The organism is Actinophytocola sp., assembly GCF_036002505.1.
In the GTDB taxonomy this organism is placed as follows: Bacteria; Actinomycetota; Actinomycetes; order Mycobacteriales; family Pseudonocardiaceae; genus DASYTH01.
In genome coordinates this window covers 27472-50944 of record NZ_DASYTH010000462.1, presented here as the reverse complement: position 1 = coordinate 50944, position 23473 = coordinate 27472, and the positions used below count along the sequence as shown (strand labels likewise).

22 protein-coding genes and 1 pseudogene are annotated in these 23473 nt (G+C 70.9%); 11 read left to right on the top strand and 12 right to left on the bottom strand.

Annotation, left to right across the window (positions count from 1 at the left end; translation table 11 throughout):
• Positions 1 to 63 precede the first annotated feature (63 nt).
• Entirely contained in the window at positions 64 to 1062 is a 999-nt protein-coding gene (locus VGR06_RS40635; protein ID WP_327564578.1) for a RibD family protein, read from the top strand.
• Position 1063: 1 nt separating this feature from the next.
• On the opposite strand, the gene VGR06_RS40630 is transcribed toward VGR06_RS40635, so the two are convergent.
• The 6 genes and pseudogenes from VGR06_RS40630 to VGR06_RS40605 form a co-directional block, all read right to left on the bottom strand.
• On the bottom strand, positions 1064 to 1459 hold the full coding sequence (locus VGR06_RS40630) for a rhodanese-like domain-containing protein (protein ID WP_327564595.1): 396 nt from the start codon (positions 1457 to 1459) through the stop codon (positions 1064 to 1066).
• 69 nt (positions 1460 to 1528) lie between these two features.
• Positions 1529 to 2050, bottom strand: a pseudogene (locus VGR06_RS40625) (cysteine dioxygenase); the annotation flags it as partial.
• A gap of 162 nt (positions 2051 to 2212) precedes the next feature.
• Positions 2213 to 4324 (bottom strand): glycogen debranching protein GlgX, encoded by a 2112-nt coding sequence (glgX, locus tag VGR06_RS40620; RefSeq protein WP_327564577.1) that lies wholly within the window; start codon positions 4322 to 4324, stop codon positions 2213 to 2215.
• 24 nt (positions 4325 to 4348) lie between these two features.
• Entirely contained in the window at positions 4349 to 4930 is a 582-nt protein-coding gene (locus VGR06_RS40615) for a hypothetical protein (RefSeq protein WP_327564576.1), read from the bottom strand.
• Between the two features lie 15 nt (positions 4931 to 4945).
• A complete protein-coding gene (locus tag VGR06_RS40610) occupies positions 4946 to 6208 on the bottom strand; it encodes a hypothetical protein (protein WP_327564575.1) in 1263 nt (420 codons plus the stop codon).
• Positions 6205 to 6594 carry a hypothetical protein gene (locus VGR06_RS40605; RefSeq protein WP_327564574.1) on the bottom strand — a complete coding sequence of 130 codons (390 nt, stop codon included), beginning with the start codon at positions 6592 to 6594 and terminating at the stop codon, positions 6205 to 6207. The genes VGR06_RS40610 and VGR06_RS40605 overlap by 4 nt, the downstream gene beginning before the upstream one ends.
• 177 nt (positions 6595 to 6771) lie before the next feature.
• On the opposite strand from VGR06_RS40605, the gene VGR06_RS40600 reads away from it, so the two are divergent.
• The 4 genes from VGR06_RS40600 (at position 6772) to VGR06_RS40585 (ending at position 11648) form a co-directional block, all read left to right on the top strand.
• Positions 6772 to 8961: an AAA family ATPase gene (locus tag VGR06_RS40600; RefSeq protein ID WP_327564573.1), complete on the top strand. Its 2190-nt coding sequence runs from the start codon at positions 6772 to 6774 to the stop codon at positions 8959 to 8961.
• A 44-nt stretch (positions 8962 to 9005) separates the two neighbouring features.
• Positions 9006 to 9779: an ABC transporter ATP-binding protein gene (locus VGR06_RS40595; protein ID WP_327564572.1), complete on the top strand. Its 774-nt coding sequence runs from the start codon at positions 9006 to 9008 to the stop codon at positions 9777 to 9779.
• Between the two features lie 116 nt (positions 9780 to 9895).
• Positions 9896 to 10690, top strand: coding sequence for an enoyl-CoA hydratase/isomerase family protein (locus VGR06_RS40590; protein WP_327564571.1), 795 nt, complete (start codon positions 9896 to 9898; stop codon positions 10688 to 10690).
• The gene (locus VGR06_RS40585) at positions 10680 to 11648 is read left to right on the top strand and encodes a class I SAM-dependent methyltransferase (protein WP_327564570.1); all 969 of its coding nucleotides are present in this window, start codon (positions 10680 to 10682) and stop codon (positions 11646 to 11648) included. The genes VGR06_RS40590 and VGR06_RS40585 overlap by 11 nt, the downstream gene beginning before the upstream one ends.
• A gap of 68 nt (positions 11649 to 11716) precedes the next feature.
• On the opposite strand, the gene VGR06_RS40580 is transcribed toward VGR06_RS40585, so the two are convergent.
• Entirely contained in the window at positions 11717 to 12616 is a 900-nt protein-coding gene (locus VGR06_RS40580; protein WP_327564569.1) for a DUF559 domain-containing protein, read from the bottom strand.
• Positions 12617 to 12802: 186 nt separating this feature from the next.
• Here VGR06_RS40580 and VGR06_RS40575 point away from each other — a divergent pair, with 186 nt between their 5' ends.
• From VGR06_RS40575 to VGR06_RS40555, 5 genes are all read left to right on the top strand, one after another.
• The gene (locus tag VGR06_RS40575; RefSeq protein WP_327564568.1) at positions 12803 to 13957 is read left to right on the top strand and encodes a THUMP-like domain-containing protein; all 1155 of its coding nucleotides are present in this window, start codon (positions 12803 to 12805) and stop codon (positions 13955 to 13957) included.
• A gap of 14 nt (positions 13958 to 13971) precedes the next feature.
• Positions 13972 to 14202 carry a hypothetical protein gene (locus VGR06_RS40570; protein WP_327564567.1) on the top strand — a complete coding sequence of 77 codons (231 nt, stop codon included), beginning with the start codon at positions 13972 to 13974 and terminating at the stop codon, positions 14200 to 14202.
• Positions 14203 to 14303: 101 nt separating this feature from the next.
• Entirely contained in the window at positions 14304 to 15701 is a 1398-nt protein-coding gene (locus VGR06_RS40565; RefSeq protein WP_327564566.1) for an APC family permease, read from the top strand.
• Entirely contained in the window at positions 15698 to 16702 is a 1005-nt protein-coding gene (locus tag VGR06_RS40560) for an acetamidase/formamidase family protein (protein WP_327564565.1), read from the top strand. Before VGR06_RS40565 ends, VGR06_RS40560 begins: the two co-directional genes overlap by 4 nt.
• Before the next feature lie 23 nt (positions 16703 to 16725).
• Positions 16726 to 17061, top strand: a complete 336-nt coding sequence (locus VGR06_RS40555; RefSeq protein ID WP_327564564.1) for a PadR family transcriptional regulator — start codon at positions 16726 to 16728, stop codon at positions 17059 to 17061.
• Positions 17062 to 17193: 132 nt separating this feature from the next.
• On the opposite strand, the gene VGR06_RS40550 is transcribed toward VGR06_RS40555, so the two are convergent.
• Complete coding sequence (locus VGR06_RS40550; RefSeq protein ID WP_327564563.1) at positions 17194 to 18147, bottom strand: nucleoside hydrolase; 954 nt, start codon at positions 18145 to 18147, stop codon at positions 17194 to 17196.
• 38 nt (positions 18148 to 18185) lie between these two features.
• Between VGR06_RS40550 and VGR06_RS40545 the strand changes: the two genes are divergently transcribed.
• Positions 18186 to 18944: an acyltransferase gene (locus VGR06_RS40545; protein WP_327564562.1), complete on the top strand. Its 759-nt coding sequence runs from the start codon at positions 18186 to 18188 to the stop codon at positions 18942 to 18944.
• A gap of 62 nt (positions 18945 to 19006) precedes the next feature.
• Here the strand turns inward: VGR06_RS40545 and VGR06_RS40540 are convergent, their stop codons facing one another.
• The 4 genes from VGR06_RS40540 to VGR06_RS40525 all read right to left on the bottom strand — a co-directional run bounded on the left by VGR06_RS40540 (position 19007) and on the right by VGR06_RS40525 (position 23446).
• Positions 19007 to 19834, bottom strand: coding sequence for an SAM-dependent methyltransferase (locus VGR06_RS40540; RefSeq protein WP_327564561.1), 828 nt, complete (start codon positions 19832 to 19834; stop codon positions 19007 to 19009).
• Positions 19835 to 19935: 101 nt separating this feature from the next.
• Positions 19936 to 21189 (bottom strand): glycosyltransferase family 4 protein, encoded by a 1254-nt coding sequence (locus VGR06_RS40535; protein WP_327564560.1) that lies wholly within the window; start codon positions 21187 to 21189, stop codon positions 19936 to 19938.
• Entirely contained in the window at positions 21177 to 22709 is a 1533-nt protein-coding gene (locus VGR06_RS40530) for a glycoside hydrolase family 57 protein (protein WP_327564559.1), read from the bottom strand. Before VGR06_RS40530 ends, VGR06_RS40535 begins: the two co-directional genes overlap by 13 nt.
• Entirely contained in the window at positions 22706 to 23446 is a 741-nt protein-coding gene (locus VGR06_RS40525; protein ID WP_327564558.1) for a class I SAM-dependent methyltransferase, read from the bottom strand. Before VGR06_RS40525 ends, VGR06_RS40530 begins: the two co-directional genes overlap by 4 nt.
• Positions 23447 to 23473 lie beyond the last annotated feature (27 nt).

The window sequence follows — 23473 nt, the reverse complement described above, 5'->3', positions numbered from 1 at the left end:
TTGCGGGATTGTTGAACGATCCTACGATAGATGTGTGGAACGGCGGGACGAGAGGATCGTGGGATGAGCCTGGTGTGGTACGTGAGCTACGGGTCGAACATGCATGTCGACCGGTTCACCTGTTACGTCGCGGGTGGGACCCCGGACGGTGGCAACCGGAGCTATCCGGGTTGCCGCGACCGCACCCCACCGCTGGCGATCCGCGGTTGCTCGGTGCCGGGCGGGGTCTATTTCGCCACCGAGTCGCCGGTGTGGGGCGGCGGTCGGGCGTTCTTCGACCCAGAGTTGCCCGGTGTCGCCCACGCGCGGGCCTACTTGATCACGCAGAAGCAGTTCGCCGACGTGCGTGAACAGGAGATGTACCGGGAGCCCGGCACCGACCTCGATCTGCGCGAGGTGCTGGCGAACGGCCGGGCCCGGCTGGGGGACGGCCGCTACGAGACCTTGATCCATCTCGGGGACCACGACGACCACCCGATGCTCACGTTCACCGCGCCCTGGTCGTTCGGCCAGGAACCGCTCGTCGCGCCGGCACCGCCGTACCTGAGGATGCTCGGCCACGGCCTGCTCTCGGCACACGGATGGAGCCTGCGGGAGGCCGCCGGGTACCTCGCCGGCCTGCCTGGCGCCGCCGGTGTGTGGTCGGTGGACGAGATCGTCCCGATGCTCTACCCGCACGTCGTGCTCACCTGTGCGATGACGGTGGATGGCCGCGTCGACACTGTCACGGACCCGGTCAACCACCTGCGGGCCGGCTGCGACGCGATCCTTTCCGGCACCGCGGAGCGGCTCGAGGTCACGCTGACCGTCGGGAAGGATCGTTCAGCAGATCGGACGCATATCCCCAACGGCGACACCAGGAAGCTGGTCTACGAACCGAGCGGTGACCTGCGCACGGTAATGCATGACTTGGCGGAGCGCGGGATCCGGCGGCTCGTGGTCGACGGGAGCACCACCGCGTACCCGCGGTTCCTCGCCGCCGGGCTCGTCGACGAGATCCACCTGGTGGTCGCACCGACGGCAGAGGTCAGGCGCTGGAAGTCGGTGTGGCCTGGCACGTGAGCTACGGAATGGCCGGGGTGCCGCCCTGCCGGGTGGGGAGGCCGGCGGCGCGCCAGGCCCGGTAGCCGCCGATCAGGTCGGTGGCGTGCGGGAGGCCGACGCCCTGCAGATCGCGGGCGGCGAGGCTGGAGGCTTCGCCCTCGTTGCAGACGACGATCACCACCGACTCTTCGCTGACCTCCGGGATGCGGTGCGGGCTTTCCGGGTCGAGGCGCCATTCCAGCACGTTGCGTTCGATGATCACGGCGTCCGGAATCTCGCCCTCGGCGGCGCGGAAGGCGTGCGGGCGGATGTCGACGAGGAAGGCGCCGTCGGCTTGGCGGCGGGCGGCGTCTTCCGGGGTCACCCGGGCGAGCCCGGCGCGGGCTTCCGCAACGACCTTGTCGATCCGACTCATGGTTCTACCGGCTCCAGGCGTAGTTCGGCGAGGGTGCGGCGGGCGGGGTAGTTCGGCGAGGGTGCGGCGGGCGGGGAGGGGCGGGATGTCGGCGGGGATGTCGCGCAGCGAAGCGTACTCCCGGGTGGGGACGAGCGGCGGCGAGTAGGCGTGGATCGACGCGGCGCGGGCGGGACCGAGGTTCTGCACCTGGTGGGCGCGGCCGGAGCCGAAGCCGGTGCCGGCGCCGGGGGTGTGCAGGTGGTGGCGGATCGGGCCGGCCGGGTAGCGGTACGTTTCGGCCAGTTCGCCCAGGAGCACGGTGAACGCGCCGGCGGCGCCGCCGTGGTCGTGCGGGGCGGTGCCCTGGCCCGGGAGCCAGGACAGCAGCCACAGCTCGATCTCCTCGGTCAGCGCGAGGCGGGCCCACCAGCGCTGCGGGCCGGTGAAGCGGAGGATGCCGAGCAGCGGCCCGCGCAGCGACGAGGCGACGGCGGCGGTGAGGCCGCGAAGCTCCCCGGGTGTCCACAGTGGATTATGGGGGACGACGAGCGGGATGAGCGGGGCGAGCGCGGGCAGGTGCACAGCAGCATGCGCGAGGGGTGCGGTCATGGGAGAACTCCTGGTCAGGAAAGGTGATCAACGGCCGTTGACGGGTGCGGTCAACAACCGCACGAGGCCACCAGGAGTAGGTCGATCGTGCGGTCCCGCCAGCAGAGCAGACCGGTCACGGTGCCGATCGTGGCACGGTGACCGGCCCGTGGGCCAGCCGTCTCAGGTTGTGGTACGGGGTGCGCGGAACACCACCAGGCCTCGAGCGGGCACGGTCACCTTGTCGCCCGGCTCGAACGGCGTGTCCGGGTCGGGGTTGCCGCGCGGTGCGCTGGAGTCGAGGACCGGCTCGAAGTGGTCGCCGTAGTGCGCCTCGGGCAGCACGACCTCGATCGGGGTGTCGCCGGCGTGCAGCAGAAGCAGCCAGGAGTCGTCGGCCACCAGCTCGCCTTCGCGGTCGCGGGACAGCGACTCGGAGCCGTCGATCCACATGCCGAGGGTGCGCCGGGTGTCGTCGAACCAGTCGGGGTCGGTCATCGGGTTGCCGTCCGGCCGGAACCACACCAGGTCGGGCTCGCCGGAGCGGGTCGGCCGGCCGTCGAAGAACTTGGGCTGGCGCAGTGCCGGCGACTCGGCGCGCAGCAAGGTGAGCCGCCGGGCGAACGCGAGCATGTCCTCGGCGCGCGCCTCCACCGACCAGTCCACCCAGGAGATCTCGTTGTCCTGCACGTACGGGTTGTTGTTGCCGTCCTGGGTACGCCAGCGCTCGTCGCCCGCGGTCAGCATCGGTGTGCCGGTGGCCAGCAGCAGCGTGGCCAGCAGGTTCCGGGCCTGCCGGTCGCGCAGGGCGAGCACCTCGGGATCGGCCGTCTCGCCTTCCACGCCGCAGTTCCACGAGCGGTGGTCGTCGGTGCCGTCCCGGTTGCTCTCCCCGTTCGCCTCGTTGTGCTTGCGTTGGTAGGAAACCAGGTCGCGCAGCGTGAACCCGTCGTGCGCGGTGATGAAGTTGATCGACGCCCAGGGCCGCCGGGTGTTGGAGGCGTAGAGGTCCTCCGAACCGGACAGCCGATACGCCAGGTCCCGCAGGCCGACCGCGCCGCGCCAGAAATCCCTGACCCCGTCCCGGAACCGACCGTTCCACTCCGTCCACTGTGGAGCAAACTGGCCGATCCGGTAGCCGGCCGCGGTCGCGTCCCACGGCTCGGCGATCAGCTTGCACCGGGCCAGCACCGGGTCCGTGGTGATCGCGGTGAAAAGCGGCGAGTGCGGGTCGAAGTTGCCGCCGTGCGGCCGGCCCAGCGCGGTCGCCAGGTCCAGCCGGAAACCGTCCACGCCCAGCTCGGTGGCGAAGTACCGCATCGAGTCGACGACCATCCGCACCACGGTCGGCGAGGCCGGGTTGAACGTGTTGCCGCAGCCGGTCAGGTCGACGTCGAAGCCCTCCGCGTCCAGCAGGTAGTACGACGGCGCGTCCAGCCCGCGGAAGGACAGCGTCGGCCCGGTGATCCCGCCCTCGCAGGTGTGGTTGTAGACCACGTCGAGGATCACCTCGATGCCTGCGGCGTGCAGCGCGGCCACCATGGTGCGGAACTCGGCCAGCTCCTGCCCGGGCTCGCTGGCGTAGGCCGCGTGCGGTGCGAAGAAGCCCAGCGTCGAGTAACCCCAGTAGTTGTGCCGGCCGGAGCGCAGCAGCGGGGGCTCGTCGACGAACGCGTGCACCGGCAGCAGCTCGACCGCGGTCACCCCGAGCCGCAGCAGGTAGTCGATCACCGCCGGGTGGGTCAGGCCAAGGTAGGTGCCGCGCTGGTGCTCGGGCACGTCCGGGTGCCGCTTGGTGAACCCGCGCACGTGCAGCTCGTAGAGCACCGTCTCCTCGAACGGCACGTCCGGCTTGACCCCCGTGTCCGGTCCGCCCGGCGAGGTCACCACGGACAGCGGCACGTGCCCGAGGGAGTCACCGCGGGACGGCTGCCCGGTCATCACGTCGCCGGTGTAGCCCAGCGCCGGCATCAGCGCGGGCAGCGTGCCGGAGATCTGCCTCGCGTACGGGTCGACCAGGATCTTGGCCGGGTTGCAGCGCAGCCCGCGCGCCGGCCGGTACGGGCCGTGCACCCGGTAGCCGTAGCGCTGGCCCGGCGTCACCCCGGGCACCAGCCCGTGCCAGATCCCGAACGTGCGCTCGGTCAGCTCGATCCGCCGCTCGGTGCGGTCCCCGCTGATCAGGCACACCTCGACGGCCTCGGCCACGAACGAGCTCACCGCGAACCGCACCCCACCGGCCTCGGGATGGGCTCCGAGGGGGAAGGGTCGGCCGGGTATCACATGTTCGGACACTCGTACATCTTTACCAAAAGAGGATCACAGCCGATACGTCTGGTGCTCGAACGACTCCTCGGCGATCACGTCGGGTTGCGCCGCGGACGCCACCAGTTCGGCGAAGAGATGCTGGTGGGCGACCCAGCCGTCGGCGGCGGCGCAGGCCAGGGTGAGCAGCAGCATCCGCCCGGTGCCCGGCTCCGGCACGAACGCCTGCAGCTGCAGGGTCAGCGGCCGGCGCTCCCGGGCCTGTTCCACGCCGGGGACGCGCTGCACGATGACGGCCGGGCCCAGCGCGGTGTCGACCGTGATCGTCTCCCGCACGTCCGGGCCGCCGACGTTCTCCAGCGAGTCCCGCAGCAGCTCCGCGACATCTCCGGACCAGTTCTCCGGCACCTCCAGCACGAAGCCGGTGAGCAGCGCGGGCGCCGCGTCCGGCGGGGTGACCACGGCCATCAGGAACGCGCCCTGCGCCCGGGTCGCCTCGACCGCCTCGGTGGCGACCGCCTCGAGGTCCGCCGCCGCGCCGGCCGGGGCGTCGCGCAGCTCGGCGAGGATGGCCGCGTACTCCTGGATGGCCAGCTGCGGCGTCTCGATCGGAACCCGGCGCACGGCCGGGGGCATGGCGACGAGCATGGGTCACTTGCCTTTGATCAGGTTCGTGGCGGTGGTGACGGCGCCGCTCTCGAGCTGGGCCCGGGTCGGGTTGCCGGCCAGCTTCATCGCCTCCAGCTCGCGCCGATCGCCGGGGCTGAGCTTGACCCCGCTGGCTTCAAGGGTCTTGGTGGTGGCGTCTACATAGCCGGCAAAGGCCTTGCCGAGGAGCTGGTTCCGTTCGGTAAGAGCGAGGATCACGCCGGAGGTAGCGGCCTTGGATTTCAGCGCATTCCTGACGCCGACCTCCGCCGCCTTCCGGTAGAAGTCGCGGAACTCGCGACCCAACGCGGGGAAGCCGCCTGAGGTGAACCCCTCGGCGACGCCTTCGCGCAGGCCGCGGGCGCCGGTGCGCAGGCGACTCGCCCCAATCGCCGGCCGAGCCGCGCCTTTGACCGCGCCGATTGCACCGGAGGTGACCGTCCGGCCAGGCACCATGTTCAGCAGCATGTCGAGGTTGCTCGGCGCGTTCTTGGACTTGGCCACGCGCTGGACGACCCCGGCGCCGAGGGCGACCCCGCCGGTGGCGATCGACGCGGTCTCCAGCGCGCCGGCGACCGGAGCACCGATGACAGTCATCGCCAGGGCGGCCGCGGCGACGCCGGTGACCGCGGAGGCGATCGAGGACACCTTGGCAACGCCGTCCACGACCTGCACGAACCACCCGTCGTTCTCTGGCTGGAACGCGTCGTCCGGGCCGCTACGAACGGCCGACGCCGCCGCGTTGGCCTCGCGCAGGTGCCTGGCCTTGAGTCGCTCGGCGTCATCGATCACCATCTGCAGTGCGGTGTTCAGGGCCGACCAGGTGTCGACGGTTCTGCGGTAGGCGTCGTAGCGCTCGGCGTAGTTCGGGTTGCCGGTATCGCGCGGGAGGGCGCTCGCCGCTTCGTCCATCGCGGCCTCGGCCTCTTTGAGCTGTGCCTTGAGCTTCTTTGCCTTGGCCTCGAGCTCGTCGGCGCGGGCCTGGTTGGCGGCGAGCTGGCCGCTCCAGGTGGACAGCGCCTCGGCGACCGCCTGCATCGACTCGGCGCCGGTGCCGAACGCCTGCGGCAGGTCGTCGCCGTAGTCGTGGAAGTTCTCGGCGGCGTCGCCGCTCCAGTCGTCGGAGACGTCCAGCGCCTCGGCCATGCGGGTGCTGACCTCCTTGAGCTGGAGCCCGGCCCGGAGGATCGAGGTGAGCACGGTGGCCACAGCGCCGCGGTCGCCCTCGGCGGGGTCGAACCCGAGCGCGGGGAAGCTCCTGGTCATGGCTTTCCTCCGGCTCGGTTGAGCGCGTCGCGTTGGGTGGAGAGGGCGATGGTGGTGTCGCGCAACGGTTTCAGCGTCTGGTCGACGAGGATCGAGTCGCCGAGGGCGGTCATCCGCTCCGCGCCGCCCTGCTCGATCAGCTCGTAGTTGTCCACCGCCGCGGACACGTTGTCCGCCATGGTGTCGATCTTCTCCCGCATCGTGCCGAGCCCGTCGGACCACTGCTCGGAGACCTCCTGCACGGCCGCGGTGAGCTCGCCGGGTCCGAGGTTGCCGCAGGTGGTGCCGAGCGCGGTCGCGGCGCCTTCCACCGCGCTGGCCAGCGACCGCAGCTCGCCGATGCGGATCGCGAGGCTGCCGGTGCTGACGGTGAATCCCTGTGCCATGTGCTGTAGTAGATCGGGTGGGCCCAGTGCGGGGGTACCGGCGTTGCGCAACCGGGCAAGGCGGGTGCGCACCAGGGCAAATCGTTGATAATGTGGTCATAATAGAAATTCGGCACCGGCCACAATGTGTGGTCGCGCCGAATTAAGTTTGGTGATTATAGCACGGGCGAGGAGATTTTGTCAAACTCGGAGCAGGTCGGAGAACTGCGGGCCGAAAGCGCGCACATTGATTTTCTCTATGCGAAGTTGGACGCGGAACGGGACGCCGCGACGGCCGAGCTGGAGCGGGTGCTCCGGGACGGCAAGTCGAGCCTGCCGGAGGCGCGCTGGCATCGGGAGGTCGCGTCCCGTGCCCTGTTCGAGCAGGTCAGCCGGTTCAAGGTGGCGGAGAGCGGGCTGTGCTTCGGCCGGATCGACCACCGCGAGGACGGCCGCACCTACATCGGCCGGATCGGCCTGTTCGACCAGGAGGCGGATTACGAGCCGCTGCTGCTGGACTGGCGCGCCCCGGCTGCCCGCCCGTTCTACTGCGCCACCTCCGCGAATCCGGACGGCCTGGTGCTGCGCCGCCATTTCCGCACCAGCGGGCGGCACATCGTCGATTTCCACGATGATGTTCTGGACGTCCTTGACGTGGGATCGGCGCACGGCGCACCCGGGTCCGACGCCGCCCTGCTGGCCGCGCTGACCGCGCCGCGCGACGAGACCATGCGCGACATCGTGGCGACCATCCAGGCCGAGCAGGACGAGATCATCCGGCTCGGGCACGCCGGCGTGGTCGTCATCGAGGGCGGGCCGGGCACCGGCAAGACCGCGGTGGCCCTGCACCGCGTGGCCTACCTGCTCTACCACCAGCGGGAGCAGCTGTCCCGGTCCGGCGTGTTGATCATCGGCCCCAATCCCCGGTTCCTGCGCTACGTCGGCGACGTGCTGCCCTCGCTGGGCGAGACCGGTGTGGTGTTCGCCACCCCCGGCGAGCTCTGGCCGGGTCTCTCCACGACCGCCGAGGAGCTGCCGGAAGTCAAGCGGCTCAAGGGTTCCACCGTGATGGTCGACGTGCTCGCCAACGCGATCGCGGACCGCCAGGAACTACCCGTCGACCCGATCCCGGTCGAGCTCGAGGACGTGACCGTGGCGCTGGACTGGGACCTCGCCGCGGAGGCCCGTGAGCAGGCCCGGGCGACCGGCCGGCGGCACAACCAGGCTCGGGCCGTGTTCGCCGAGGTGGTGCTCGAGGGGCTCACCCGGCGGGCGGTCGACGCCATCGACCCGGACCAGTACAAGGTGCTCGACCCGGACGTCGCGGCCCAGCTGGCCGAGGATCCGTGGGCCGGCGCCGACACCGACCTCTACGACATGCTCGGGCCGGACATCCACGCGGAGCTGCGCCGCAACCCGCAGGCGCGGGCCGCGATCGAGGCGCTGTGGCCGGCGCTGACCGCGGAGCGCCTGCTGCGTGAGTTGTTCAGCTCGCCGTCCCGGCTGGCGGTGGTGGCCTGCAGCCAGCTGTACCGATCCGCTGGGGACGCCTGGACGGTGTCCGACGTGGCGCTGCTCGACGAGGCCGCGGAGCTGCTGGGCCCGGTCGACACCGGGGAGCGCCGCAGCGCGCGGGAGGCCGTCGAGTACGCCGAGGGAGTGCTGGAGATCCTTGACACGGATGAGGATCCGGACGAGGAGCTGCTCCGCGCGGTGGACGTGATCGGCGCCGAGGAGCTGGCCGAGCGGCACGTCGAGCGCGATCACCGGTCGCTGGCCGAGCGGGCCGCGGCCGACCGGGAGTGGACCTACGGGCACGTGGTCGTGGACGAGGCGCAGGAACTGTCCGAAATGGACTGGCGGGTGCTGATGCGGCGCTGCCCGAGCCGTTCCATCACCGTCGTCGGCGACCTGGCGCAGCGCGGCTCCGCGGCCGGCGCCCGGTCGTGGGGCGGGATGCTCGGCCGGTTCGTGGACGACCGGTGGGTGCACCGCCGGCTCAGCGTCAACTACCGCACCCCGGCCGAGATCATGGAGCTGGCGCACCGGGTGGTGCCGGAGGTGGAGCCGCCGGTCTCGGCGCGGCGGACCGGGGAGCAGCCCTGGGTGCGGCGGGTTCCGGCGGAGAAGCTGGCGTTCGCGGTGAAGCTGGCGGTCGAGGAGCGGCGCGCGGGAACCGTCGCGGTGATCGCGCCGGCCGGGGTGCGCCTGGAGGTTCCGTCGCTGACCCCGCGCGAGGCCAAGGGGTTGGAGTTCGACGAGGTCATCGTGGTCGAGCCGGGGCTGATCGAGCAGCCGGCCGACCTGTACGTGGCGCTCACCCGTGCGACCCAGCGGCTCGGCATCCTGCACAGCGCGGAGCTGCCGGCGGCGTTACGTGTTGAATAGGCGCCGTGGCCCAGGGCGGAGCTGAGGATGATCTTGTCATTCGGATGGCGGGCGTCGGTGTCCGGCGTGGTCGCACGCACCTGCTGAGTGGGTTGGACTGGCAGGTCGAGGTGGACGAGCGCTGGGTGGTGCTCGGCGCGAACGGTGCGGGGAAGACCACGCTGCTGCGGCTGGCGGCGGCCGAGCTGCACCCGACCGTGGGTTCGGTGCACGTGCTCGGCGAGCGGCTCGGGCGGGTGGACGTGTTCGAGCTGCGCACCCGGATCGGGTTCTGCTCGGCGGCGTTGCTGGCCCGGGTGCCGGGCGAGGAGAAGGTTGGCGACCTGGTGGTGAGCGCCGGGTACGCGGTGCTCGGGCGGTGGCGGGAGGCGTACGAGGCTGCCGACACGACTCGGGCCGCGGAGCTGATGAAGGCCTTTGGCGTGGCGCACCTGGCGGACCGGGCGTTCGGCACGCTGTCGGAGGGGGAGCGCAAGCGCACGCTGATCGCGCGGGCGCTGATGACCGACCCGGAGTTGCTGCTGCTCGACGAGCCGGCGGCGGGGCTGGACCTCGGCGGGCGGGAGGACCTGGTGGCGCGGCTGTCGGAGCTCGCGCTGGACCCGGACGCGCCGACCACCGTGCTGGTCACGCACCACGTCGAGGAGATCCCGCCCGGGTTCAGCCACCTGCTGCTGCTGGCCGACGGTGGCGTGGTCGCGGCTGGTCTGCTGGAGGACGTGCTGACCAGCGAGAACCTCTCCGCGGCGTTCGGCCAGGCGCTGGTGGTGCAGCGGTCCGGGGACCGGTACTTCGCCCGGCGTCGTACTGACGGGTAGCCTGCGCTGGCAGGTCGGCTGCTGAGGAGGTTTGGGACGTGAGCGAGCTTGCGAGCGAACCATCGAACACTGCCCTGCCGCCGAGGGACGAGGCGGCAGGGCCGCCATCACCGAGCTTGCGAGGTGATGGATCGGGCGAGTTCATTCGGCTCGAGGTGGACGGCGGGGTCGGCACCATTCGGTTGGACCGCCCGCCGATGAACGCGCTCAACAAGCAGGTGCAGGAGGAGATCCGCGCGGCCGCGGTGGAGGCTTCGGCGCGGGACGACGTGCGCGCGGTGGTTGTCTACGGTGGACAGAAGGTGTTCGCGGCCGGCGCGGACATCAAGGAGATGGCTGACGTGTCCTATGTGGACATGGCGGCCCGGGCGGGGGCGCTGTCCTCCGCGTTCACCGCGGTGGCCGAGATCCCGAAGCCGACCGTGGCCGCGGTGACCGGGTACGCGCTGGGCGGCGGCTTGGAGCTGGCGCTGTGCTGTGACCGGCGGGTGGCCGGGGACAATGCCAAGGTGGGGCAGCCGGAGATCCTGCTCGGCATCATCCCGGGTGCGGGCGGCACGCAGCGGCTGGCCCGGCTGGTCGGGCCGAGCCGTGCGAAGGACATCGTCTACACGGGACGGTTTGTCGACGCTGAAGAGGCGCTGTCGCTGGGCATCGTGGACGAGGTGGTCGCGCCGGACGACGTGTACGAGGCGGCGCTGCGCTGGGCGCGCCAGTTCGTGAACGGGCCGGCGCGGGCGCTGGCCGCGGCGAAGACGGCGATCGACGGGGGGCTCAACGGGTCGCTGGCGGACGGGCTCAAGCTGGAGAGCCAGGTGTTCGCGGCGCTGTTCGCCACCGAGGACCAGAAGACCGGCATGCGGTCGTTCGTCGAGAACGGTCCGGGGAAGGCTGTGTTCAATGGTCGATGATCCAACTCCGAACCCGCATGCCACGGCCGAGGAGGTCGAGGCGGCGCGGTCGGATCCCAAGCTGGCCAACGTCCTGTATCACGACTGGGAGGCCGACTCCTACGACGAGAAGTGGTCGATCTCCTACGACGAGCGGTGCATCGACTACGCCGTGGGGCGATTCCGCTCGGTGGCCGGGGAGCGGGACTGGCCGTACGAGCACGCCATGGAACTGGGCTGTGGCACCGGTTTCTTCCTGCTGAACCTCATGCAGGGCGGGGTGATCAAGAAGGGCTCGGTCACCGACCTGTCGCCGGGCATGGTCCGGGTCGCGCTGCGCAACGCCGCCCAGCTCGGCCTCGACGTGGACGGCCGGGTCGCCGACGCCGAACGGATCCCCTACGAGGACAACAGTTTCGACCTCGTGGTGGGCCACGCCGTGCTGCACCACATCCCCGACCTCCCCGCCGCGTTCACCGAGATCCTGCGCGTGCTGAAGCCCGGCGGCCGCTTCGTCTTCGCCGGCGAGCCAACGAAAGTCGGCGACTGGTACGCCCGCCACCTCGGCCGCACCGTCTGGTGGCTGACCACCAACGTCACCCGCCTCGAACCGCTGCGCACCTGGCGCCGCCCCCAGGCCGAACTGGACGAGTCCTCCCGCGCCGCCGCCCTCGAAGCCGTCGTCGACATCCACACCTTCGACCCGACCGCCCTCGAACATCTGGCCCGGACCGCGGGCGCCGTCGGTGTCCGAGCCAAAACCGAAGAGCTGTCCGCGGCCCTCTTCGGCTGGCCCGTCCGTACCTTCGAAGCCGCCGTCCCCCCGGAGAAGCTCGGCCTGCGCTGGAAGCTCTTCGCCTACAAGTCGTGGCTGCGCCTGTCCTGGCTCGACGAGCACGTCCTCCGCCACCTCGCCCCGCGCGCCCTCTTCTACAACGTCATGATCACCGGCACCAAGCCCCGCCATGTTGGCCCCTGACGTCGCCGTGTTGGCCCCTGACGTCGCCGTGTTGGCGCCTGGCGTTGCCGTGTTGGCCTCCTGCGCGGTCAGGCCGCGTACTTCCGAGCGGCGAACGCCTGGGCAAGCCGGTCGAGCAGGTGCCGCGAATCCCGCATGTCCTCGGTCCGCGTGCGGATCACGAGCCATCCCCGGGCCTTGAGACGGGCGTCGCGTTCGGCGTCGTCGGACTCGCGGTTCTCGTGCGCCTCGTAGCCGTCGTACTCGAGCGCGATCCGCAGTTCCGGCCAGGCCAGATCGAGCCGGTAGATGACCCGTCCGTCGAGATCCCGCACCTCGTACTGAGGAACCCCGAGTGGGTAGCCGGCGTCGGCGACCAGGAGCCGCAGCCAGCTTTCCGGCGGAGACTCGGCCTTACCGGTGGCCAGGCTGAGCAGGACGGTGGCGCGCGACGTGCCCCTCCGGTCATCGCGCCGGTTCAGACGCTCCTGGACGGCACTGATGAAGCGGTCGGCCTTCGCGGGCCCGACCAACGCGATCGCCTGATCCGCGCAGGCCAGAGCGAGCCGTCGCGGCTGCGTGCACAGTAGTTCCGCGATGACCAGGTCGAGGACGACGACCGACATCTTCAGCAGCTCGCCGACGTCCCGTTCGGAGAAGCGGTCGTGGTGCACGACCAGACCCGGACGCCGGCGCACCCACCGGGAGTACGGGACGGACACGTGGATGTCCGGGCCTTCGGCTGCGGTGCAGCCGTACAGGCAGGCGGCCGTTGGTCCGGAGAGGACCGCGCCGTCCCCGGCGAACAGGAGGGCGGCTGCCGCTCGGGTGGGCAGCTCAAGTGCCCGGGCACGTGGCACGACGACGCCGGGCCACGGCTGCATCAGCATGCCGTCCCGCAGTGCTGTGCGCAGGCCGTGTTCGCCGACGGCGAGTGCCAGGTCGCGCCGACGATAGGCGCCGTGCAATGAATCGTCTCCATCTGCCATGGGTCAAGGCTCCGCCTTCGACGGGTCGAGCCGACCGTCTCTTCCGCAATCTGTGGATAACGGGGTCGATTGTGGACAACTGAGGTGCGTGAGCCGCAAACAAACCAGCGCCACGCGCCAATATGGCGACGCCACGCGCCAACATGGCAGCGTGAGGCGCCAACATGGCGAACGTAGGGTGGCGCGGTGGGTTACGAGTTCAGCCCGGCGGACGTCGCTTACCTTCGCTCGCCGGAGGGTGACGCGGCGGTGGCCGAGGTGGGGCGGTTGGCGCTGACGGCCGGGTCGTATCTGGCCGATGTGCGCACCGCGCGGGAGTTGGTGGGGGAGCGGGCAGGGGCGGTGCTGGAGACGGTGCTGCTGCGGCGGCGGGCGGCGGCGAAGGTGGAAGAGCCGGGGCGGTGGCTGTTCACTGATGAGGCGCTGCAGCAGGCGACGCCGGAAGTGGTGGCGCGGCATCGGGCGGAGCGGTTTGCCGGGCGGGATGTGCACGATGTGACGTGCTCTGTGGGGGTTGATCTCATCGCGCTGGGGGCGGTGGCGCGGCGGTGTCTGGGGTCTGATCTTGACCCGGTGCGGCTGGCGATGGCTCGGCACAACTGTGCGGTGCCGGTGGTGCGGGCGGATGCGGTGCGGCCGGTGAGTCGGGGGACGGCGGTCTTCGCCGACCCGGGGCGCCGGGACGCGGCGGGGCGCCGGCGGTGGCGGCCGGTGGACTTCCTGCCGCCGCTGGACTCGCTGGCGGAGGTGTACCGGGGACGGGATCTGGCGGTGAAGTGCGCGCCGGGAGTGGACTTCGCGGACGTGCCGTGGGCCGGCGAGGTGGAGATCGTCTCGCTGGACGGGCAGGTGCGGGAGGCGTGCCTGTGGACGGGAAACCTTGCCACGGTGCGGCGGCGGGCGACCGTGCTGCGCACTGGTGGTCCGGAGTGGACGGTTACGGACGCCGAGCCGGAGGACTGCCCGGTTCGCGGAGCGGGTGAGTGGATCATCGACCCGGATGGGGCGGTGGTGCGGGCCGGGTTGGTCCGGCACTATGCCGCCCGGCATGGTCTAGGCCAGATCGATCCGCACATCGCTTATCTCACCGGCGACACTCCACCACCGGATATCCGCGCGTTCCGTGTCCTCGAACATGGCCACTACTCGGAGAAATCGCTGCGCGCCACGCTCCGGCGGCTCGGTGTCGGCCGCCTGGAGATCCTCGTGCGTGGTCTGGACCTCGACCCGAACAAGCTGCGGCCCCGGCTGAGGCTCGCCGGGGACGGTGAGGCCTCCGTGGTCGTCACCCGGATCGGGCGCACCCCGGTAGCGTTCGTCTGCCGGGCGGAGCGAACCTGACGGCGGGAGGCGGCGTGATCGCCTGGAACGCGATCCTGCGGGCCGCGTACGGCGACCAGTTCTTCACCGACGCCCCGCTCGCGTGGTTCCCGATCAGCTGCCAGGACGCCGGATCCGGGGTGTTCACGCTGGCCGCGGCGGCGCTCGGGTACGGGCTGGCCGGGGCCGGTTCCGCCCGCCGGGCGACCTGGCACGCCGTGCTCGCCGCCGTCGCGGCCCTCCTCGTCGACGTCTACCTGTGCTGACGCCCACCTACTCGCGACCCTTCCGCCCAGCCGCGGCTGGGTGCTCTAATGCGCAGTTGGATCTCCGGGATTCTCCTCCTGCAGAGCAATCGGGAGCGGCCATGTCCGACGTCCATGTCGAGCAGTTCGGGTACCGCCAGGAGCTCAAGCGCTCGCTCACGTTCTGGGATCTGCTGATCTACGGGCTGATCTTCATGGTGCCGATCGCCCCGTTCGGGATCTTCGGCAGCGTGTTCAACGCCTCCGGCGGGATGGTCGTGCTGGCGTACGCGATCGGCGCGGTGGGGATGGTGTTCACCGCGATCTCCTACGCCGAGATGTCCAAGGCGTTCCCGCTCGCCGGGTCGGTGTACTCCTATGCGGGGCGGGGAATCGCGCCGCCGGTGGGGTTCATCGCCGGGTGGCAGATCCTGCTCGACTACATCCTGATCCCGTCGCTGCTCTACATCATCTCCGGGCTCGCGATGCACTCGTTCGTGTCCGGCGTTCCGGTGTGGTTGTGGGTGGTCGGGTTCATCGTGCTGAACACGGTGATCAACTACTTCGGCATCGAGCTGACCGCGCGGGCCAACCGGATCATGCTGGTCGCCGAGCTGATCGTGCTGGCGATCTTCCTGGTGATCGGCGTGGCCGCGCTGGTCGCCGGCAAGGGCACCGGCGGTTTCTGGACCCCGCTCTACGACTCCGGCACATTTTCCGTCGGGCTGATCTTCGGCGCGGTTTCCCTTGCGGCGCTGAGCTTCCTGGGGTTCGACGCGATCTCGACGCTGTCCGAGGAGAACCGCGAGACCGGCCATCAGGTCGCCCGCGCCACGATCGCGTCGCTGTTCCTCGTCGCCGTGCTGTTCGTGGTCCAGACCTGGGTTGCGGCGCTGCTCGTGCCGGACCGGCAGAAGCTGCTGACCGACGGCGACCCGGGCGGCACCGCGTTCTACGACGCGGCCGAGCACGCCGGCGGGCACTGGCTGTTCGTGGTCACCGCCGTGGCCACCGCGATCGCCTGGGGGTTCGCCGACGCCCTGGTCGCGCAGGCGGCCACCTCGCGGCTGCTGTACTCGATGGCCCGGGACCGCCAGCTGCCGCGGTTCCTGGCCAAGGTGCACGAAACCTACCGGGTGCCGGAGTACGCCACGTTCGTCGTCGCGATCATCTCGGTCGTCGTGGGGATCGGCTTCACGCTCCGCGACGACTACGGCATCACCCTGCTCACCACCCTGGTGAACTTCGGCGCGCTCACCGCGTTCCTGCTGCTGCACGTGGCGGTGTTCGTGCACTACATGATCCGCCGGCGCAGCTCGGACTTCCTGCGGCACCTGGTCGTTCCGGTGTGCGGGGTGGTGATCCTCGGCTACGTGGTGATCAAGGCGAAGGTCACCGCCCAGGCCGTCGGGCTGATCTGGCTCGGCATCGGCATCGTCATCATGCTGGTGCTGCTCCTGACCGGCCGCACCCCGACGCTGGCCGAGCCCACCGAGCCGGAGAAGGAGGGTGTGGCATGACCGAGGTCGAATACCGGCCGGAGCCCAGCGAGTTCGCCTGGACGTTCGGCGGCGTGCCGCCGGTGCGCAAGGTCAAACCGGGTGACGTGCTTTCGGTGTGGACCGAGGACTGCTACGCCGGCAAGATCCGCGCCGAAACCGATCTCGTGTCGGTGGTGTGCGAGTTCCCGTTCCTCAACCCGCAAACCGGACCGTTCTCTGTGGACGGTGCGAAGCCGGGCGACACACTCGCGCTGCACTTCGTCTCCATCGAGCCGGCCCGCGACGTCGGCGCGGCCACCACGGTCCCGTTCTTCGGCGCGCTCACCTCCGACCACTACACCGCGACCCTGCAGGAGGCCCTGCCCGAGGTCGTCTGGCTCTACGAGCTCGACCGTGCCAAGAGGACGGTCACCTATCACGCCAAGAGCGCCGACCTCACCCTCGATTTCCCGATGGATCCCATGCACGGCACCGTCGGCGTCGCCCCCGCCGCCTTCGAGGCCCGTTCCGCGCTGGTCCCCGACTCACACGGCGGGAACCTCGACACCCCCGAAATGCGCGCCGGGGTCACGGCCTATTTCGGTGTCAATGTCGAAGGCGCGCTGTTCTCGCTGGGCGACGGCCACGCCCGCCAGGGTGAGGGCGAGGCCTGCGGCACCGGCGTCGAAGTCGCCATGAACACCGTGCTCATCGTCGACCTCATCCCCGGCGCCATGACCCCCTGGCCCCGCCTGGAGTCCGACACCCACCTCATGACCGTCGGTGCCGCTCGCCCGCTCGAGAACGCCTACCGCGTGGCCCAGGTCGACATGATCACCTGGCTGTCCGCGCTGTACGGCATCGACCACCTCGACGCCTACCAGATCGTCGCCCAGGCCGCGCTCGCCCCCGTCGCCCAGGTCTGCAACCCCATCTACACGGTCACCAGCAAGATCCCCAAAGCCCTGCTCCCCGCCGCCTCCGCCTACCACGACACCCACGCCAAGCTCAGGCAGCAGGCCCGCCACCTACACCGCTAAATCTGAATATATAGAGTTATCGCATGACCCGTTCCCGGCGCCCCTCCGCCCAGACCACGGCGGTGGTCCTGGCACTGGCCGAGGAGCCGACCGCATGGCGGTACGGCTACCAGCTGTGCCAGCAGTTGGACATCAGGCCCGGCTCGATGTACCCGATCCTGATGCGGCTGGCCGACCGGGGCCTGGTGGAGACCACCTGGGACGCCGACGTCCCCGCCGGCCGGCCACCGCGCCACCTGTACCGGCTGACCGGCTCCGGCCGGGCGCTGGCCACCGAGCTCGCCGCGGCCCCTGCCCCCGGGACGGCGCCCCGGCGGTCCGGGCTGCCGCGGCTAGCCGTTAGTTCCCAGGCTCGGTAGGCGGGTCGTGAGAAGGCCATGATCGCCAGAATGGGAGCTAGACGCTCGAATATGAGCGTCTAGCTCCCATTTCGCTGATCATGGACAGCTCCCCGTCAACCGCCGCACCCTCGCCCTCCTTCGAGACACGCGCTAGCCGGCCAGGCGGGTGAGGAGGAAGTCGCGGACCTCGTCGACGTCGGTGTCGGTGGCGATGTCGACGGCGCGGGCCAGGGTGGAGCCGAAGGTGGCGATGATCTCCGGGGTGCGGCGGTCGGCGACGAGGGCGCCGCGGCTGGGGCCGAAGGTGCAGTCGACCTCGACCGGGTAGGTGGTGGTGCGGAGCAGGCCCGGGCGGATGGCTTCGGCGACGGCGATGGCGTCATGCAGGACGGTGCATTCCTCGCCGAAGAACGTCGTGTAGTGGGCGACGTAGTCGGCGGTGAGGCCGACCAGGGTGGCGCCGAGCGGACCGGCGGCGGACAGGCGGTCGAGCCAGGCGCGGTCGACGCGGCAGCGGAAGGTGAGGTCGGTCGGCACAAGCAGCGTCGGGAGGCGTTCCTCGACGAGGACGCGGCGGGCGGCTTCGGGGTCGCTCCAGAGGTTGAACTCGGCGACGGCGGTGGTGTTGCCGCCGGAGAGCGCGCCGCCCATGATCACTAGGCGGGCGATGCGGGAGCGCAGGCTGGGGTAGGCGGCGAGCAGGGCGGCGATGTTGGTCAACGGTCCGATGGGGACGATCGTCACCGGCTCGGGGGCGTCGCGCAGCAGGGCGGCCATCAGACCGACCGCGTCGGACTCGACGGGGGAGCGGCCGCTGTCCGGCAGGGTGTGGGCGCGGCCGGAGAGGCCGTCGTTGCCGTGCACCAGTTCGGCCTCGTGCACCTGCGGGTGGACCAGGGGCCGGTCGGCGCCGCGGGCCACGGGGACGTCGTCGCGCCCGCAGAGGGCCAGCAGCCGCAGGGCGTTGCGGGTCGTGGTGTCGAGTGCGGCATTGCCGAACACCGTGGTCACCGCCAGCAGGTCGACCTCGGGGCTGGCGCAGGCCAGCGCGATCGCGAACGCGTCGTCCACCCCGGGGTCGGTATCGATGATCAGCGACGTCATGGGCCAGACGCTAGCCGCCTCGGCTACGGTCTTGCCTCATGACCACGATGTGGGGTTCGCCCGTCGCCGACCGCTGGCGCCGCTCGCGGTGGTCGCGCCGGGATCCGGCCCAGGCCCGGTTCCTCACCCTGGCGTCGCTGCGCTGGGTGATCCGCAACCGCGCCTGGCGGCCGTGGTACCTGGTGCGGTACTGGCGGCTGCTCAGGTTCCGGCTGGCGAACCCGCACATCGTGTTGCGCGGCATGGTGTTCCTCGGCAAGGACGTGGAGATCCACTGCCGCCCCGGCTACGGCCGGATGGAGATCGGCCGCTGGGTGCACATCGGCGACGGCAACGCCATCCGCTGCCACGAGGGCTCGCTGCGCATCGGTGACAAGGCCGTGTTCGGCCGGCAGAACGTGGTCAACTGCTACCTCGACATCGAACTCGGCGACGCCGCCCTGGTCGCCGACTGGGTCTACATCTGCGACTTCGACCACGTGATCTCCGACATCCACCAGCCGATCAAGGACCAGGGCATCGTCAAGGCCCCGGTCCGGATCGGCCCGGACACCTGGCTCGGCACCAAGGTTTCGGTGCTCCGCGGCTCCCGCATCGGCCGCGGCGCGGTGATCGGCGCGCACGCCATCGTCCGCGGCGACATCCCCGACTACGCCATCGCCGTCGGCGCCCCCGCCCGCGTCGTCCGCGACCGCCAAGCCGACTACGACGCCGACGCCGAACGCCGTACCGCCATCGCCGACATGTCCCGCAAAGCCAACGACGCACTCCGGAAAACCCTGGAGCAGCACAACTGATTCAGCGGTCCGGAGTGCGGTGAAGGCGTCCTTGCTCACGCCCACGGTGAGGAAGGACGCCTTCATTGCACGTTGAGCTCGGCCGCACGGGTGGCCATGACGGCGTAGCCCATGACGTTGGACAGGGCGTTCGGGACGCCGTCCGGGCGCCACCAGTTGAGGGCCACGACTCCGTCCGAGTCGGGGCACCAGGGGCCGAGGAGGGCGGCGAACTCTTCCCGTGTTCTGCTGACGGCGGTGATGCCCGCCTCGGCGAGGATTCGGCGGCCCGCGGTGGTGAGGTCCGGGCCGAGGCGCTCGCCGCTGGCGTGCGAGGCGGCAAGCATGCTGCCGGCGGTGAGCCGGGCGTGGTATTCGGACAGTACCCGGACGAGGTTGTTGCTGTCGGGGACGCAGTGCAGCACGGCGACCGCGAACACCCCCAGCGGCTGGTACGGGTCGAGCACGCGCCGCGTGGCCGGGTGTTCGAGAATCCCATGCACGGCGCACAGATCCGATTGGATCACCCCGATCCGGGGATCGCCGCTGGTGCGTAGTTCCACATTGGCCGTCACGACCGGGTCATTGTCCACGTAGACCACCCGGCACTCGGGGTTCACGCCGTGAACGATCTCGTGAATCGGCCCGAAACTGAGCAGTCCCGAGCCCAGGTCGAGGAACTGGTCGATACCGGTGTCGAGCATGTGCAGAGCTGCCCGGCGAAGAAATGACCTGTTCTCCAGCGCGAAGTTCTGGTAGCCGGGGATGATGTCGAGAATTTTTCTCGCGACCTCCCGGTCGGCGGCAAAATGGTGACCACCACCGAGCACGAAATCGTATATTCGTGCCAGCGCCGGTCGGGCGATGTCAACCTCGGGGGTGGAATGCGGCGGTGTCATGAGGACCGTCACGGTAGCACATCACCGGGTGGCGGATGCCGTGGCGCCGACGGACTCGGAGTGTCCAAACCGGAAAGTTGGGATATCCGATCGTCGTGGAAATGGTAACAATGTCACGTCGTGAAAGCGTTACCGGAGGCGATCTTGGGGCGACCGAGGTCGGGGTGATCCCCCCGCTCCGTGGTGCGGTAGATCTCGGCGGTGGCGGCGGCGATCTTGTGCCAGTCGAAGTCCTCGCGGAGGCGGGCTTTGGCGCGGCGGGCGCGGCGGTCGGCGGCGACCGGGTCGTCGAGAACGCCGCGGACGGCCTGAGCGAGGGCGTCGACGTCGCCGGGCGGAAACGACAGGCCGGATTCGCCGTCGACCACCAGCTCGCTGAGGCCGCCGGTGGTGGCGGCCACCAAGGGGGCGCCGACCGCGGCGGTCTCCAAAGCCACGATGCCGAAGGGCTCGTAGCGGCTGGGGAGCACGACCACGTCGGCGGCGGCGAGGCAGGCGACCAGGTCCTTGTCCGGCAGGTGGCCGACGAAGTCGATGGCGCGGACCAGGCGGTGCTTGCGCGCCAGCGCCAGCAGCGGGCCGGCCTGGCGGCCGCGGCCGGCCATCACCAGGCGGGCGCCGGGGTGCGTGCGGCGGATCCTGGGCAGGGCGGTGACGAGGTCGAGGACGCCCTTCTCCCATTCCAGGCGGCCGAAGAACACGATCAGTGGTTCGCCGTGCGGGCTGTGCCGTCTTCGGGTCTCGCGAACGGTCTCGGCGGGGACGCGCCAGCCACGCGGCTCGATGCCGTTGTGGATCACGGCGATCTCGTCCGGCTCGAGCTCGAACAGGTGTGCCACCTCGGCGCGCATCGCGGCCGAGCAGGTGATCAGCGCGTCGGCGCGGTTGGCCAGCCACCATTCGACCGAGTGGATCTGCTGGTTGAGCGGCTGGGAGAGCCAGCCGCTGTGCCGGCCGGCCTCGGTGGCGTGCATGGTCGCCACCAGCGGCACCCCGGCGTGCTCGGCCAGCGTGATCGCCGGATGGGTCACCAGCCAGTCGTGCGCGTGCACCACGTCCGGGCGCCATTTCCGGAGCAGCGCCAGGCCCGCGCGGATCATGGCGTGGCCCATGGCGAGGGTCCAGGCCACCAGGTCCTTCTCGAACGTCAGATGCGTCGGGTCCTCGGCCACCCGCACCAGCCGGACGCCCTCGTGCACCGACCGGGCGGTGGGGTGCGTGGCGGCGTCCGTACCGGCGTCGTGCCGGCACAGCACGGTCACCTCGTGGCCCTGCTGAGCCAGGTGCTTCGCCAGCGCGTGCACGTGCCGGCCGAGCCCGCCGACCACGACCGGCGGGTACTCCCACGACAGCATCAGGACACGCATGGCAACCGTGATCCTCGCAGGGCCGGGATGCCCCGCGCGTCGAGGTGCCCGAACGGCCCGTCCTCGGCGCGCAGTTCCGCGGCCCTGGAACGCGCGCGGTCCCGGTCACCGGCGCGGACCAGCGCGGCCAGCTCGGCGAACCGCTCGCCGTGCACCTTCGCCCGCCGCCGCGCGTAGTCCGCCGCCGAGTCCTTGGTGACCATGAACGCCCAGTCGCTGGACAGCGCCAGCAGGGCCTCGCGCACGGTCTGGTCCAGCACCGGATCCCGCAGCGCCGTGGCGGGCAGGGCGAGCAGCTCGTCCTGGATCGCGGCGCCGCCGTCGACGAGGTCGGACACCTGCGCGCCGTCCCACACTCGCCAGTCCTTGCCCGAGCCCCACGAGGACGCGGGCAGCTCCACCGGCGTGCCCAGGTGCCCGGCGGCCAGCGCCCCGCGCAGCGTGGTCACCCGGACCCCGGCCTCGGGCAGGGTGCGCAGCACGGTCTCCAGCCAGGCCGGTCCCTCATACCACCAGTGGCCGAAAAGCTCCGTGTCGTAGGCCGCCACGACCAGCCCCGGCTTTCCGTGCCGTTCCTGGAGATCGCGCACCCGGGCCACCACGACGTCGACGAAGTCCTTGGCGTGCCGGCGAACCGCGGCCGCGGCGAGGCCCGGGTCGTAGGGTTTCTTGTGCTCCGGCGGCACGTGCTTGCCGGTGACCCGGGCGGGCTTGAGGCCCGACGGGTGGTCGTAGGTGTGGAAGTCCCGGTACGCCGCGTTTCCCGGGTAGCCGGCCTTCGGTGACCACACCCGGTACGTCACCTCGAGGTCCCGGCCGAAGCACACCACGTCCGACCCGCCGACCGGCCGCGCCGCGTGCGTGTCGCCGCGCAGCGCCGGACCGTCCACCAGGAACCGCCGCACCCCGGCCGCCGCGTAGTCCCGCTCCATCCCCGGCGCGAAGCCACACTCCGGCGCCCAGATACCCTCCGGCCGGTACCCGACGCGCAACTCGGTGTCCGCCAACCCGGTCCGCAGCGCGAACTCCCGAACCGGCTGGCGCAGCAGCGGTTGGAACGGGTGCGTGGCCGGCCCGCCGAGCAGCTCGATCACGCGGGAGTCCACAAGCGACCGCAGCACCGGCGAGAACCCGTGCCGCCACCGCGACTCGAACTCCGCCAGCGCCCGCGCCGCCGCCCGGTACTCGGCCGCGGCCAGCTCACTCAGCAGCGGGTCGCCGCCCCGCCACCGCCCCGCCGCGTACTCCGTGCGCAGCCGCCACAACCCCAACCAGTCATGGAACGCCCGCAGCGCATAGGGATCATCCAGCTGTGCGGCCAGAACCGGCGTCACCCCCAGGGTCAGCACATCCCGGTGGCCGTCGTCGGCGAACCGCTGCAGCAGCTCCACCACCGGCAGGTACGAATGCGCCCACGCCTGGTACAGCCACTCCTCACCCACCGGCCAGGACCCGTGATGCGGCAACCACGGCAGATGGCTGTGCAACACCAGGCAGAACGTCCCGACCGGCTGGTTCATCGGCGCGCCACCGCGACCAGATCCAGGCTGGCGTCGAGATCCACGGTCGTGATCACGAAGTCGTCCGTGGCCACCGCGCTGACCTCGGCGAGGAGCTCAGGGGGCCACGCCCCTCCGCGGAGCACCACCTCGACCTGCGCGTCGATGATCGACGGGCGGATTCGCGGTCCGTGGTGCAGGCCCGCCAGCAGCTCCACCTCGAACCCCGCCCCACGCAGCAGCTCATCCAGCTCGGCCGCCGACAACTCCCTGGTGTGAAACGGGTTCAGCGGCGTCTCCCGCCCCGGCGAGAACGTGATCCGGTTCGGCGTGGTCACCAGCAGCCGCCCTCCCGGCCGCAGCACCCGCCGGCACTCCCGCAGGAACCCCTCCTGATCCCACAGATGCTCGACCACCTGCAGGTTCGCCACCACGTCCACACCGGACGACCGCACCGGCAGCGCCGCCAGGTTGCCCCGCACCGCCCGCACCCGCGGATACGCCTTCCCCACGTGCGTTGCGGTCAACGCGTCGTAATCCAGCCCGCACACCAGCCGCGCCGCCCCGGCCAGCAGGTCCGCCCCGTAGCCTTCGCCGCATCCGGCCTCCAGCACCACCGCGCCCGCGCAGTACGGCACCAGCGCCCGGTACGCCGCCTCATGCCGCCGGAACCAGTAATTTTCCTCGACGATCCCGGGCACGGTCCGCTCCCCGGTCAGCGGGAGCTGACCGGTTTGACCAGCGGCTTCCGGTGGCACGCGGCGGGCCTCCTGTGGGGTGCGGTG

Coding starts and splice junctions, on each gene's coding strand:
- VGR06_RS40550 (WP_327564563.1), bottom strand. CDS start 18,147: ATGACGTCGCTGATCATCGATACCGACCCCGGGGTGGACGACGCGTTC.
- VGR06_RS40565 (WP_327564566.1), top strand. CDS start 14,304: ATGTCCGACGTCCATGTCGAGCAGTTCGGGTACCGCCAGGAGCTCAAG.
- VGR06_RS40605 (WP_327564574.1), bottom strand. CDS start 6,594: ATGGCACAGGGATTCACCGTCAGCACCGGCAGCCTCGCGATCCGCATC.
- VGR06_RS40535 (WP_327564560.1), bottom strand. CDS start 21,189: ATGCGTGTCCTGATGCTGTCGTGGGAGTACCCGCCGGTCGTGGTCGGC.
- VGR06_RS40545 (WP_327564562.1), top strand. CDS start 18,186: ATGACCACGATGTGGGGTTCGCCCGTCGCCGACCGCTGGCGCCGCTCG.
- VGR06_RS40635 (WP_327564578.1), top strand. CDS start 64: ATGAGCCTGGTGTGGTACGTGAGCTACGGGTCGAACATGCATGTCGAC.
- VGR06_RS40630 (WP_327564595.1), bottom strand. CDS start 1,459: ATGAGTCGGATCGACAAGGTCGTTGCGGAAGCCCGCGCCGGGCTCGCC.
- VGR06_RS40580 (WP_327564569.1), bottom strand. CDS start 12,616: ATGGCAGATGGAGACGATTCATTGCACGGCGCCTATCGTCGGCGCGAC.
- VGR06_RS40595 (WP_327564572.1), top strand. CDS start 9,006: ATGGCGGGCGTCGGTGTCCGGCGTGGTCGCACGCACCTGCTGAGTGGG.
- VGR06_RS40585 (WP_327564570.1), top strand. CDS start 10,680: ATGGTCGATGATCCAACTCCGAACCCGCATGCCACGGCCGAGGAGGTC.
- VGR06_RS40610 (WP_327564575.1), bottom strand. CDS start 6,208: ATGACCAGGAGCTTCCCCGCGCTCGGGTTCGACCCCGCCGAGGGCGAC.
- VGR06_RS40560 (WP_327564565.1), top strand. CDS start 15,698: ATGACCGAGGTCGAATACCGGCCGGAGCCCAGCGAGTTCGCCTGGACG.
- VGR06_RS40555 (WP_327564564.1), top strand. CDS start 16,726: ATGACCCGTTCCCGGCGCCCCTCCGCCCAGACCACGGCGGTGGTCCTG.
- VGR06_RS40530 (WP_327564559.1), bottom strand. CDS start 22,709: ATGAACCAGCCGGTCGGGACGTTCTGCCTGGTGTTGCACAGCCATCTG.
- VGR06_RS40615 (WP_327564576.1), bottom strand. CDS start 4,930: ATGCCCCCGGCCGTGCGCCGGGTTCCGATCGAGACGCCGCAGCTGGCC.